The organism is Massilia varians, from assembly GCF_027923905.1.
Taxonomy (GTDB): Bacteria; Pseudomonadota; Gammaproteobacteria; order Burkholderiales; family Burkholderiaceae_D; genus Telluria; species Telluria varians_B.
The window spans coordinates 61,198-74,181 of record NZ_AP026966.1 but is presented as its reverse complement, the minus strand read 5'-3'; the positions used below and the strand labels follow the sequence as shown (position 1 = coordinate 74,181).

The following is a 12,984-nucleotide window of genomic DNA, read 5'->3' as shown; positions in this document are numbered from 1 at the left end:
ATGAAGCCGGCGCTCGCGCCGGCTTTTTGATTGCCGCATCCTTCAACTAAAACCATAACGAGGACACCATGATCCGTCCACATATCCTGCTGGTCGCCGCCGCCAGCGCCGCTTCCGCCCTGGCCTACGCCGCGCCCGCCTCGATGCTCGAGGCCTCGAACCCCTTCGCCAAGCCGAGCACCCTGCCGTTCAACTACCCGGCCTGGGACAAGATCAAGAACGAGCACTTCGCCCCGGCCTTCGCCGAAGCGATGCGCCAGGAAGCGCTGGAAATCGAGGCGATCGCCAACAACAAGGCAGCGCCCACCTTTGAAAACACCATCGTCGCAATGGAGCGTTCCGGCCTGCTGATGAACCGTGTCGGCGCCGCCTTCGGCACCCTGAAGGGTTCGTACACCAACGACGCGCTGCAGGCCCTGGACAAGGAGCTGGCGCCGAAGCTGTCGGCCCATAACGATGCGATCCGCCTGAATTCGAAGCTGTACGCCCGCATCAAGACCCTGTACGACAAGCGCAGCAAGCTGGGCCTGGACGCCGAGGGCCAGTACCTGATCGAGCGCTATCACACCGACTTCGTGCGCGCCGGCGCCCAGCTGTCCGACGCCGACAAGCAGAAACTCAAGGAGATGAACGGCCAGCTGGCCGCGCTGTCGACCCAGTTCGCCCAGAACGTGCTGAAGGAGGCGAATGCCTCGGCCCTGGTGGTGGACAGCCGCGCCGAACTGGCCGGCATGCCGGACAAGGCGATCGACGCCGCCGCCCTTGAGGCGAAAAAGCGCGGCCTGGACGGCAAGTTCGTGATCCCGGTGGTGAACACCACCCAGCAGGCGGCCCTGTCGGTGCTGACCAACCGCGCCACCCGCGAGAAGCTGCTGGCGGCATCCATGGCGCGCGGTTCGCGCGGCGGCGAATTCGACAACCGCGAGGTCGTGCTGAAGCTGGCCAAGCTGCGCGCCCAGCGCGCCGTGCTGCTGGGTTACCCGAACCACGCGGCCTACAACCTGGCCGACCAGACCGCCAAGGATACCAAGGCGGTGAACCAGCTGCTGGCCGAATTCGCCAAACCGGCGGTGAACAACGCGCGCAAGGAAGCAGCCGAGATCCAGCAGGCGATCGACCAGGAGAAGGGCGGCTTCCAGGCCGCCGCGCATGACTGGGCCTTCTACAGCGACAAGGTGCGCGCCGCCAAGTACGCCTTCGACGGCAACCAGCTCAAGCCCTACTTCGAACTGAACCGCGTGCTGGTGGATGGCGTGTTCTTCGCCGCCAACAAGGAATTCGGCATCAGCTTCAAGGAGCGCAAGGACCTGCCGGCCTACAACGAGGACGTGCGCGTGTTCGACGTGTTCGACCACGACGGCAAGCAGCTGGCGATCTTCACCTTCGACCCCTATGCGCGCCCGAACAAGCGCGGCGGCGCCTGGGCCAATGCCTGGGTCCCGCAATCCAAGCTGCTGGGCACGAAGCCGGTCATCGCGAACAACCTGAACATCGCCAAGCCGGCCGCGGGCGAGCCGACCCTGCTGACCTACGACGAAGTGCGCACCACCTTCCACGAGTTCGGCCACGCCCTGCATGGCATGTTCTCGGACGTGAAGTACCCGCGCTTCTCGGGCTCGCGCGTGCCGCGCGACTACGTCGAGTTCCCGTCGCAGGTGAACGAGATGTGGATGACCTGGCCGGAAGTGCTGGCCAATTATGCCAAGCACTACCAGACCGGCGCGCCGATGCCGAAGGAGCTGCTGGACAAGGTGCAGGCTTCGCAACAGTTCAACGAAGGCTTCCGCACCACCGAGTACCTGGCCGCGGCGCTGCTGGACCAGGCCTGGCACCAGCTGTCGCCGAACCAGATCCCGAGCGACGTGCTGGCCTTCGAGGCTGAGGCGCTGAAGAAGGCGGGCGTGGACTTCGCCCTGGTGCCGCCGCGCTACCGCAGCACCTACTTCTCGCACACCTTCTCGGGCGGCTACTCGGCCGGCTACTACGGCTACCTGTGGGCCGAGAAGCTGGACGCGGACACCGTCAACTGGTTCAAGGAGAACGGCGGCCTGACCCGCAAGAACGGCGACCACTTCCGCAAGACCCTGCTGTCGCGCGGCGGCACCATCGACGCGATGCAGATGTACCGCAACTTCAGCGGGCGCGATGCGCAGGTGCGTCCGCTGCTGGAACGTCGTGGGTTGACCGGAGAATAAGCTCGTTTGGCGCCGGCCGTGCAATGCGGCCGGCGCTTGTATACACTCGCGCAATTCCCTTCAACAGCAAATCCCCCAAGCGATGAGTGTTCAATCCCTCCACGGTATTACTTTAGAATCCCTGTTAACCCGCCTCGTCGAACACTATGGCTGGGAGGGGCTCGGCCGCCGGATCGACATCAACTGTTTCCAGAAAGACCCGAGCATCAAGTCGAGCCTGAAGTTTTTGCGTCGCACCCCCTGGGCGCGCGAGCAGGTCGAGGCGCTATACCTCGAGACCCGCTTCACCAACTAACGAGAGCGACATGCTGAACGAAAACGAGCACACCAATGAGCGCGATGCGAACCTGAAAGCGCACCTGAAAGCCTTGCACCGCCAGCTGCAGGAGACCAATGACGTCGACCCCGAGCTGGAAACCCTGCTGCGCCAGCTCGACGGCGACATCGACCGCGCCCTGGCGCGCCACGCCGAGAACGAGCTCGACGAGAACACCTATGGCCTGTCTTCCCGTACCCAGGAACTGGCGGCCCGCTTCGATGCGAACCACCCGACCTTCTCGGCCGGCCTGCGCCAGCTCGGCAATATGCTGTCCAATATGGGTATCTGAGACTACTGCCGCGCCGCAACTCATTGATAACTAAGCCATTTTTGGGGACTGAGGGAGACCCAAAAATGGTTTTCCGGTACAATACCGGCCAATGAACTCCCCAGTAAACCTTTTCGCGAGCGTCCCCAAGCGCTCCAGCCGCGCTCCCGCCGCGCCTTTCCTCCCGATGTCCCGTGCCGAAATGGACAAGCTCGGATGGGATTCGTGCGACATCATCCTGATCACCGGCGACGCCTACATCGACCACCCGAGCTTCGGGATGGCGCTGGTCGGCCGCCTGCTGGAAGCGCAGGGCTACCGCGTCGGCATCATCAGCCAGCCGGACTGGACCTCGGTCGAGCCCTTCCGCGCGCTTGGCAAGCCGAACCTCTACTGGGGCATTACCGCCGGCAACATGGACTCGATGGTCAACCGCTACACGGCCGACCGCAAGATCCGTTCCGACGACGCCTATACGCCGAACGCCGAGCCGAACAAGCGTCCCGACCGCGCCGTCACCGTGTACTGCCAGCGCGCCCGCGAAGCCTTCCCGGGCGTGCCGGTGATCGCCGGCAGCATCGAAGCCTCGCTGCGCCGCATCGCCCACTACGACTACTGGTCGGACAAGGTGCGCCGCTCGGTGCTGTTCGAATCGAAGGCCGACCTGCTCATCTTCGGCAACGCCGAACGCGCGCTGGTGGACGTCACCCGCCGCATCGCCGCGGGCGAGAACATCAAGAACATCCGCGACCTGCGCGGCACCGCCTTCCTGGTGCCGCACGGCTGGCTGCCGGACGACGAGTGGAGCGTGCACAACTCGACCCGCGTCGACGTGCCGGGCCGCGTCGACGCGCATCCGAACCCCTACGCGATGGCGCAGGAAGACACCAAGGCTTGCGCCACCGAGAATGCGCAACCCGAACCGGTAGTGAAACCGGTGGTGATCATGACGCGCGAGGAGCGCCAGGCCGCCTCCCGCGCAAAGGCCCAGAAGACCGTGGTGCGCCTGCCGAGTTTCGAGACCGTCAGCGAAGACCCGGTGATGTACGCGCACGCCTCGCGCGTGTTCCACCTCGAGTCGAACCCGGGCAATGCGCGCGCGCTGGTGCAGCAGCACGGCGACCGCGACGTCTGGCTGAACGCGCCGCCGCTGCCGCTGGCCATGGACGAGATGGACAATGTCTACGACCTGCCGTACGCGCGCGCGCCGCACCCGAGCTATGGCAAGGCGCATATCCCGGCCTGGGAGATGATCCGCTATTCGGTGAACATCATGCGCGGCTGCTTCGGCGGCTGCACCTTCTGCTCGATCACCGAGCACGAGGGCCGCATCATCCAGAGCCGTTCGGAACCCTCGATCCTGCGCGAGATCGAGCTGATCCGCGACACCACCAAGAATTTTGCCGGCACCATCACCGACCTGGGCGGCCCGACGGCGAACATGTACCGCCTGGCCTGCAAGGACAAGAAAATCGAGGAATCCTGCCGCCGCCTGTCGTGTGTCTACCCCACGATTTGCAGCAACCTCGGCACCGACCATAGCAAGCTGATCTCGCTGTACCGCAAGGCGCGCGCCATTCCGGGCATCAAGAAGATCCTGATCGGCTCCGGCCTGCGCTACGACCTGGCGGTGCGCTCTCCCGAGTACGTCAAGGAACTGGTCACCCACCACGTGGGCGGCCTCCTGAAGATCGCGCCGGAGCACACCGAGCAGGGCACGCTCTCGAAGATGATGAAGCCGGGCATCGGCGCCTACGACGAGTTCAAGCGCCTGTTCGACAAGTACTCGATCGAGGCCGGCAAGAAGCAGTACCTGATTCCTTATTTCATCGCGGCCCACCCGGGCTCGACCGACGAGGACATGCTGAACCTGGCCCTGTGGCTGAAGAAGAACAACTTCAAGCTCGACCAGGTGCAGACCTTCACCCCGACGCCGATGGCGATGGCCACCACCATGTACCACTCGGGCAAGAATCCGCTGGCGAAAGTCACCGAGGATTCGGAAGTCGTCGAGACCGCCAAGAGCGGCAAGACCCGCAAGCTGCACAAGGCCTTCCTGCGCTATTACGATCCGGAGAACTGGCCGGTCCTGCGCGAGGGCCTGAAGCGCATGGGCCGCGGCGACCTGATCGGCACGGGCGAGCGCCACCTGGTGCCGCCTGCGGGCGCCGAACCGGGACCGGAGTGGGACCGCAAGCGCATGGTGCCGGGCGGTGCGCCGGTCACCGAGCGCGAGGTCGGCAAGCGCGGGCCGGCCCATGCACGCGCCGGACGCGACAAGGTGCAGGTGCGCGTCGAACGTGCGCCGGCCGCGGCCGTGGTGGCATCGTCCAAGGTGCGGCCTTCGATCCTCGCTACCATCAAGACCAAGCCGAAGGCAGGGCGCAAATAAGGCCGTCTTGCCGACACCAAAGCCGGAGCCCGTCTCCGGTTTTTTTTCGCCTTTTTACCGAGAAATCTGGCCGGAAAACAAGCTGGTGGAGACCTTGTGCGCGCACAGGATCGCGCCGGGACGCAGCGCCACAATCGGCTATGGAGGGTCGCCGGCGCAGGCCGACAATCTGTTCGATCACTTCTTTTCCGGGAGCACAAAGTGAACCGCAACCACGATCCAGGCCGGGCGCCGCACGGCCTGCTCCGGCTGTCCGCATGTCTGCTCGGCAGCATGCTCATCGCGGGAACGTCCGCCGCCTGGCAAGCGCCGGCGGCGGACGCACTGGCGCTCGACAAAGCGCGCCCGGCGACCATGTACCGCGTGATCAACCTGCGTCCGTCCGGCGAGAGCCTGCAAGCCGGGATCGGCATGTTCAACGCCCGCAACCAGCTTGCCTTCTCGACCGGCAGCGGAGGCCTGATCCGTGGCTGGTTCTACGACGGCAGCAGCCTGGTGGATATCGGTTCACTCAATGGCCGGGTCACCCAGGTCACTGACCTCAACGATGCCGGGCAGGTCGTCGGTGACGGCTTTATCCGCGACGTCGGCACCCCGGAGGCTCCCGGCGAGATCTATCATGCCTTCATCTGGAGCAGGGCGAGAGGCATGCGCGACCTCGGCACCCTTGGTGGGGAAGGTTCGTCCATCGCGAATGCCATCAACAACCAGGGCCAGGTGGTGGGCAACGCCTATGCCCCCGACGGCAGGTTCCACGCATTCCTGTGGAGTCCGCGCGAGGGCATGCGCGATCTCGGCCTGCTCGGCTCGCGCCCTGACAGCATCAGCAGCGCCAACGGCATCAACGAGGCGGGCGAGATTGCGGGCGTGGCCAGCCTGAACGACGGCAACTATCACGCCTTCCTGTGGACACGTCAGAAGGGCTTGCGTGATCTTGGCACCCTGGGTGGCACGACGTCGATTGCGCGTGACATCACGGATGATGGCCTGGTGGTGGGCGAATCGGCGATACGCGGCGATGTCGCTACTCATGCCTTCGCCTGGACACGCCGCAGCGGCATGCGGGATGTCGGGCCCGGCGACCGCAGGGATGCATGGGTGCAAGAGGTGACGTCGAATGGGCACGTAGTTGGTTTCCTGTTCTCGGACCGCAACGGCAGGCGCCCGTTCTCCTGGACCCGGGAAAGCGGCATGCGCGAGCTCGGCACCCTGGGCGGCAGCGACGCGCTTGCCCAAGGCGGCAATAACAGGCGGGAGGTGGTGGGCGGGTCCTTCACCGCTGGCGACCTGGACTTCCATGCCTTCCTCTGGACGCCAAGGGGCGGGATGGTCGACCTGAATACGCGCCTGCGCAACGCCCCCGCCGGGCTGGTCATCAGAAATGCTTATGCGATCTCGGACGATGGCTACATCTTTGCCGAATCGAATGCCGGCGTGGTGCTGCTGGTGCCCGACAGCTGCCCGACCCGGACGCAGTCGGTCGGCGCGATCGCGGGCAGCAGCCTGGTGCAGGTCGGCCGCTCCTTCGCATCCTCGGTGAGCACGGCGAGCGAGGACAAGGCCGCCAGCCATAACATCCTGTGGAACTGGGGCGACGGCAGCGGCGACCAGCAGGGCAGCATGCGCATGCGCGAGGGCAGCGGCGCCGCCAGTGCGCAGCACGTGTACGCGGCCCCGGGCGTCTACACGCTGCAGGCGAACGTCGCCGACCGCAGCGGCAAGGGCGCGACCGTCAGCCGCACCGTCGTGGCCTACCAGGCGGCGCCCGGCATGACCGCCGCCAGCGGCTGGTTCGTTTCCCCGCGCGGCGCCCACAAGGCGGCCGGCAGCCGGCTGGACAGGGTCGAGTTCAGCTTTCTGTTCCCGTCGAGCACGGGGAGCGGCAAAGCGGCGCCGCGCCTGGACTTCAGCGGCACCGGACTGCAGTTCAGCAGCGCGGACATGCGCATGGTGAGGCAGTCCGGGGCACGCGGCTTCGAAGGCAGCGGCACCCTCAATGGCCGCAGCGGCTACCGCTTCAGCCTGAGCACGGCGGCAGGCGCTGCCGGCGCGGCGGGACGCATCGGGCTGAAGATCTGGCATACCGATCCCGCCAGCCGCGCCGTGGTCGTTGATTATGACAACGCGGGACCGAATGGCTCGGGTTCAGCGTTCCGCGGGGAGATCCAGATGCACTAGGCTTCCGCGCCCGGTACCGTGCGTGCGCGCCGCTCATGGGCGACATCCAGGTCGATGCTGGCCTGGCGCGTGCGCAGGGTGCGCGCATAGCGGTGCCGGGCGCGCAGGCGCGGATTGGTGACGAGGCGCCCCAGCGTCTCGCCCACTACCATCACCACGCCCAGCAGCGGCAGCACCAGCATCAGCCCCACCACGCCGGCCAGTGCGCCGCCGATGAAGATCATCAAGACCGTTACCAGGGGATGGACGCGGATGCTGCGCCCCAGGGTCAGCGGCATGAACACGAAGTCGTCCAGCAGGCGCGCCAGCACGAACACGCCGATCGCGCCGTAGGCAATGAAAGGGTTGCTGGGCGCATCGGTCGAGGCGACGATCACCACCAGCACGCAGCCGACCACCGAACCCACGAAAGGCACCCAGGCCAGCACCGCGCAGAACAGGCCCAGCAGCAGCGGCGAGGACACGCCGATCGTCCACAGGCCGAGCGCCAGCACCGCCGTGTCGAGCACGGTCAGCTTGAGCAGGCCCTCGAAATAGCGGCGCGCGGTCTGGTCGACTTCGTGCAGCAGGTAGAGCGCGCGCTCGAAATAGGCATTCGGCACCGCGCGCGCCAGGAATTTCTTGAAGCGCAGGCCGTCGCGCAGGAAGAAGAAGGCGAGGAAGGGCGCCAGTAGCAGCGAGGGCACCCAGGTCGCAAGCGCGACCAGGATCTCGCCCAGGTGCTTCTCGGCGAAGTTATCGGTATGGGCGCGGAAGATGCCGTTCACGGTCGAGGTCAAGCGCATCTCGGCCAGCAGCGGGAAGCGCCTCTCGAGCAGGGTCATGGTGTTGTGCACGAAGGCGATACCGCCGTCGAGGTAGAGGCCCACGGTTTGTTCCCACGACTCTTCTTCCGGCCCGCGGCTCCACGAGAAGGCGGCGGTCAGGGCCAGCGTGAGGAAGGCGAAGAAGCCCAGGCAGACCAGCATCGCCGCGGCATTGCGGCCGTAGCCGCTGCGCACCAGGCGCTGCATCGGCCCGACCAGGATGTAGTGCAGCACCCCGCCGAACAGGAAGGGCAGGGCCAGCCACAGCATCTGCTGCACCACCAGCAGCAGCACGCAGGTGGCGGCGATGATCCCGGTCCAGACCACCGGCCCGGCGCGCTCGCTGCGGTTCATAGGGCTTCCAGCTGGGGACGGCCGGTGCCCATCCATTCGCGCAGGCGCAGGCCGATGTGGCGTGCCAGCGCCAGCGAGATCTTGTAGCCGATCACGGCATCGGTCTCCAGCAGCCCGAGGAAGTCGGCGCGGAAGAACACCGCCATCTCGCAGGGCTCGACGGCGCGTGCCTGGGCATTGCGCGGTGAGTTGTCGAGCAGGGCCAGGTCGCCGAAGAAGCTCCCTGGCCCGAGTTCGGCCACCACCTGGTTGCTGCCCTCATGGAGCTTGCTGATGAGGACACGGCTGCTCATGATCAGGTACAGCGCCTGGCCTTCCTCGCCCTCGTCGAAGACGATTTCGTCGGTGAGGTAGCGGCGCTCGTGCAGCAGGCCGTCGACGATTTCCAGTTCCAGCGGCGTCAATGCCGAGAACAGCGCCAGGTTCTTCAGGCGGTGCAGGCGTGGCGACATCTTGGGCGACTTGAGGAAACCGAAAATCACGAATGCTCCAGCGTGGTGCGTTGATATGTTGTCGGATGATTATCCGCTATCGGGTACTGCTGTGCATCAAAAAGCTGTGTCCCGCATATGTCCCAGCTGAAAGTGTTGCGCTCTATACCTGTCTATTCAATTGTGCGGACCCACCACGTTGAAAGCGTGTAATATAGTTCTCCGAGGAAACATGTATTAATAGATGAATATGATTGTGGTGAGGTCAAGCGCTCACCCGTGGGATCAGCGGTGCTCGACATTCATTCCTTCCTGCTGGCGCTAGGCGTCGGCAACATCGCGTTTGCCGTCCTCATGGCGGGTTATACGCATGGCGCCGCGCCCAGTCCCGGATTGCGCCTGTGGATGTGGGCGCGCTTCGGCATGGGCGTTTGCCAACTGCTGGGCTGGTGCCGGGTGTATTTCAACGTGCCTATGCTCAATGGCATCGAGGGCGCCGGCTGGGTCCTCGCGATCTCGCTGGAAGTGGCCGCCTGCTGCATTTTCTTCGGGCTCGAGCGCTGGCAGCGCGTGTTGCTGCCGATGTCGGCGCTGGCCCTGGCCATCGTGCTGGCGGCCGGCAGCGCCGGCGCCCCCGTGCCCTATCTCACCGCGCTGGTCGCCGGCGTCCTCGCGCTGTTCTCGGCAGCGATGGCCTGGATCCTGCTGCGTCCACGGCGCCGCGCCTCCCTGCTACAGCGGATCATCGGCTGCAATGATGCGCTGTTTGCGGTCTCGGTCGGCCTGTGGGCCGCCAACTGCCTGGCCAGCGACGCCCCGCTGGGCCAGCGCGCCGCGCAGGAGTCGGCTTACCTGGCCGGCTATCTCCTGATGATCGTGAACGGCTTCGGCTTTCTGCTGTTGTGCAAGGAAAAGGACGATGCGGAGATGGCGCGCCTGGCCACGACCGACAGCCTCACCGGCCTGCCGAACCGCCACGCTTTCCTCGAGCGTGCCGAGAACGCACGCCTGGCCGCGCTGCGCCAGCGCCAGCCGCTGGCGCTGGCGATGATGGACATCGACCATTTCAAGCAGATCAACGACCGTTTCGGCCATGCCACCGGCGACGAGGCCCTGAACGTGTTCGCATGCACTGCGCGCGCGACCCTGCGCGCGCACGAGACCCTCGGGCGGCTGGGGGGCGAGGAATTCGCGATGGTGCTGCCGGGTACCGGACTGGCGGGCGCGCTCGCCGCCGCCGAACGCCTGCGCCAGGCGGTGCGTGACGCGGTCGTGATCACCAGCGGCAGCAACTACACGATGACGGTGAGTATCGGGGTAGTCGTGCTCGATCCGAACGAGACGCTGGGGATGGCGCTGGCGCGGGCGGATCATGCGCTGTACGCGGCCAAGAGTGGGGGGAGGGATCGGGTGGAGGCTGGCCGGCCGCAGCAGCGGCGGGCGTAAAAACCTGAAGTGCAACGAAAAATGGTCCGCCGAAGCGGTAATGCCGTTCAGTTAAGCGTAGGGTGGCCGGGTTTCCCGGCCACGCGTTCAACTCCATTTTGCTCTGCCACAGTGCATTGGTGACTTGGACGCGCGGTCGGCGAAGCCGACCACCCTACATTTTTACGCTAACTGAACGGTATTACCGCCGAAGCGGACCATTTTTCTTTGAGACGTTCAAAGCGGACGGGGCTCGCCCACGTGCCGCGGGCCGCGGATTCGCTTGCAAGCGAATCCCTTCGAGCCCACGGCCCGTGTTCTCCCGCAGGGGAGAACACTCTGATAGAAAAGAAAAAGGGTCCGACTTCTCGGACCCCTTCTTTGTAGCTGGCGGAGCGGACGGGGCTCGCCCACGTGCCGCGGGCCGCGGATTCGCTTGCAAGCGAATCCCTTCGAGCCCACGGCCCGTGTTCTCCCGTAGGGGAGAACACTCTGATAGAAAAGAAAAAGGGTCCGACTTCTCGGACCCCTTCTTTGTAGCTGGCGGAGCGGACGGGGCTCGAACCCGCGACCCCCGGCGTGACAGGCCGGTATTCTAACCAACTGAACTACCGCTCCGTTTTATTCTTCTTCGTCACTTTTAAAAAGAAAAGGTCCGACGAATCAGACCTTTTCTCTTGATGCTGGCGGAGCGGACGGGGCTCGAACCCGCGACCCCCGGCGTGACAGGCCGGTATTCTAACCAACTGAACTACCGCTCCGTTTACTCTGATCAGTACTTCGATCGACCTGCTGAATGTGCTTGGTGGGCGCTGAGAGGCTCGAACTCCCGACCTAATCCTTGTAAGGGATCCGCTCTACCAACTGAGCTAAGCGCCCGGCTTCTCTATTCAGAGGTTTCTGTCTGACGCTTGTCATTGCGTCCGAAGAGGCCCGAATTATAGGGGCTGGCATTCAAGGTTTGCAAGGGGTTTCGAAAAAAATCGACAATCGGCGGAAACCGGGGGCCGTTTTCACGATCCGGGCGCTTTTGTGTAAATATCATGCTTCCCACCGATGAAAGCCGCCATGCCCACCGCCCACCCGCTGCTGCAGCATCTGTTCGACGCCGCCATGGCCGCCGCCGATCCCTACCACCTGGTCGCGCCGCACCTGCCGCCGCCGCCCAAGGGCCGCACCCTGGTCCTGGGCGCCGGCAAGGCGGCCGCGCGCATGGCCGCGGCGGTCGAGCGCCACTGGCAGGGGCCGCTCGAAGGGCTGGTGGTCACGCGCTACGGCCACGGCGCGCCGACCCGCCACATCGAGGTGATCGAAGCCGGCCACCCGGTGCCGGACGCGGCCAGCGAGGACGCGGCCCGCCGCATGCTCGACGCCGCCGCCGGGCTGGGGCCGGATGACCTGGTGCTGTGCCTGGTGTCCGGGGGCGGCTCGGCCCTGATGTCGCTGCCCGCGCCCGGCATCAGCGTCGAGGAAAAGCGCGCGCTGAACCGGGAACTGCTGCGCTGCGGCGCGCCGATCGGCGAGATGAATCGCGTGCGCCGCCACCTGTCGGCAATCAAGGGCGGGAGGCTGGCGCTGGCCTGCTATCCGGCGCGCGTGGTGACCCTGGTGGTGTCGGACGTGCCGGGCGACGACCCGGCCGTGGTGGCGTCGGGCCCGACCGTGCCCGACGGCAGCACCGGCCAGGACGCGCTCGCCATCCTCGAGAAATACCGGATTCCCGTGTCCGACGCGGTGCGCACGGTGCTGCTGGATACCCGGCTGGCGGCGCCGCTGCCGAGCGATCCGCGCCTGGCGCGCAACGCTACCCACGTCATCGTCACCGCCCAGCAGTCGCTCGATGCCGCGGCAAATGCCGCGCGCGCGGCCGGCTATGCGCCGCTGATCCTGTCGTCGAGCATGGAAGGCGAGGCGCGCGAGGTGGCGCTGGTGCATGCCAGTATCGCGCGCCAGGTCGTGCAGCATGGCCAGCCGCTGGGCGCGCCCTGCGTGATCCTCTCGGGCGGCGAAACCAGCGTCACCGTGCGCGGACAGGGCAGGGGCGGGCGCAATGCCGAGTTCCTGCTCGCGCTCGGCGTCGCCCTCGACGGCCTGCCCGGGGTGCATGCGCTTGCCGCCGACACCGACGGCATCGACGGTACCGAGGACAATGCCGGCGCCTGGCTCGCGCCCGGCACGCTGGCCCGGGCGCGCGCCCAGGGCCTCGATGCGCGTGCGCGCCTGGCGGACAACGACGGCTACGGCTTCTTCGGCGCCCTTGGCCAGCTGATCGTGACCGGTCCTACCCGTACCAACGTCAACGACTTCCGCGCGATCGTGATTGAAGCGGATGTGCTGTAGGTTCATTCACCAGTCCGCCGGTTCGACACAGAAAGGCCGCGCTCTGCGCGGCCTGTTTCATTGTCTTGAAGCCGAACAAAATGGTCGGCTTTACCTTATTTAAATGAAAAACTTTTTTGAGCTATGTCAACACAAATGTGGCATACGAAATTTGTTAATTTTAACGTTTCGCCGAAGAAAACATGTTTTTGAAGAAAGCACTTGCTCGACTGTTGTTAATACGCCGAAATTGTCTCCAATTGTAGCGCCCTGTCTGATTTTTTCGTATTACGCTGC

Annotated in this window: 10 protein-coding genes and 3 tRNA genes; 8 read left to right on the top strand and 5 right to left on the bottom strand. The window is 65.4% G+C overall.

Translation table 11 applies throughout. The features are described 5' to 3' along the window. Window positions 1-68: 68 nt before the first annotated feature. The 6 genes from MasN3_RS00340 to MasN3_RS00315 all read left to right on the top strand — a co-directional run bounded on the left by MasN3_RS00340 (window position 69) and on the right by MasN3_RS00315 (window position 7,352). On the top strand, window positions 69-2,195 hold the full coding sequence (locus MasN3_RS00340; RefSeq protein ID WP_281911291.1) for a M3 family metallopeptidase: 2,127 nt from the start codon (window positions 69-71) through the stop codon (window positions 2,193-2,195). Window positions 2,196-2,277: 82 nt separating this feature from the next. After that, window positions 2,278-2,490, top strand: a complete 213-nt coding sequence (locus MasN3_RS00335; protein WP_027866485.1) for a VF530 family DNA-binding protein — start codon at window positions 2,278-2,280, stop codon at window positions 2,488-2,490. A 10-nt stretch (window positions 2,491-2,500) separates the two neighbouring features. Then, on the top strand, window positions 2,501-2,803 hold the full coding sequence (locus MasN3_RS00330; protein ID WP_281911289.1) for a DUF4404 family protein: 303 nt from the start codon (window positions 2,501-2,503) through the stop codon (window positions 2,801-2,803). A 91-nt stretch (window positions 2,804-2,894) separates the two neighbouring features. Next, entirely contained in the window at window positions 2,895-5,174 is a 2,280-nt protein-coding gene (locus MasN3_RS00325; RefSeq protein WP_281911288.1) for a YgiQ family radical SAM protein, read from the top strand. Between the two features lie 7 nt (window positions 5,175-5,181). Continuing rightward, window positions 5,182-5,379, top strand: a complete 198-nt coding sequence (locus MasN3_RS00320; protein WP_281911285.1) for a hypothetical protein — start codon at window positions 5,182-5,184, stop codon at window positions 5,377-5,379. Beyond that, complete coding sequence (locus tag MasN3_RS00315; protein WP_281911283.1) at window positions 5,376-7,352, top strand: PKD domain-containing protein; 1,977 nt, start codon at window positions 5,376-5,378, stop codon at window positions 7,350-7,352. Before MasN3_RS00320 ends, MasN3_RS00315 begins: the two co-directional genes overlap by 4 nt. On the opposite strand, the gene MasN3_RS00310 is transcribed toward MasN3_RS00315, so the two are convergent. Together MasN3_RS00310 and MasN3_RS00305 are read right to left on the bottom strand one after the other, a co-directional pair. Then, a complete protein-coding gene (locus MasN3_RS00310) occupies window positions 7,349-8,512 on the bottom strand; it encodes an AI-2E family transporter (protein ID WP_281911281.1) in 1,164 nt (387 codons plus the stop codon). The two genes, MasN3_RS00315 and MasN3_RS00310, sit on opposite strands and share 4 nt — an antisense overlap. Continuing rightward, the gene (locus MasN3_RS00305; protein ID WP_281911280.1) at window positions 8,509-8,994 is read right to left on the bottom strand and encodes a cyclic nucleotide-binding domain-containing protein; all 486 of its coding nucleotides are present in this window, start codon (window positions 8,992-8,994) and stop codon (window positions 8,509-8,511) included. Before MasN3_RS00305 ends, MasN3_RS00310 begins: the two co-directional genes overlap by 4 nt. Before the next feature lie 240 nt (window positions 8,995-9,234). Between MasN3_RS00305 and MasN3_RS00300 the strand changes: the two genes are divergently transcribed. Then, window positions 9,235-10,389, top strand: a complete 1,155-nt coding sequence (locus tag MasN3_RS00300) for a GGDEF domain-containing protein (protein WP_281911278.1) — start codon at window positions 9,235-9,237, stop codon at window positions 10,387-10,389. A gap of 520 nt (window positions 10,390-10,909) precedes the next feature. Here the strand turns inward: MasN3_RS00300 and MasN3_RS00295 are convergent. The 3 genes from MasN3_RS00295 to MasN3_RS00285 form a co-directional block, all read right to left on the bottom strand. Further along, a tRNA-Asp gene (locus MasN3_RS00295) sits at window positions 10,910-10,986 on the bottom strand. 66 nt (window positions 10,987-11,052) lie between these two features. Beyond that, a tRNA-Asp gene (locus MasN3_RS00290) sits at window positions 11,053-11,129 on the bottom strand. A 42-nt stretch (window positions 11,130-11,171) separates the two neighbouring features. Next, window positions 11,172-11,247, bottom strand: a tRNA-Val gene (locus tag MasN3_RS00285). 189 nt (window positions 11,248-11,436) lie between these two features. On the opposite strand from MasN3_RS00285, the gene MasN3_RS00280 reads away from it, so the two are divergent. Continuing rightward, window positions 11,437-12,708, top strand: a complete 1,272-nt coding sequence (locus tag MasN3_RS00280) for a glycerate kinase type-2 family protein (RefSeq protein WP_281911277.1) — start codon at window positions 11,437-11,439, stop codon at window positions 12,706-12,708. Window positions 12,709-12,984 lie beyond the last annotated feature (276 nt).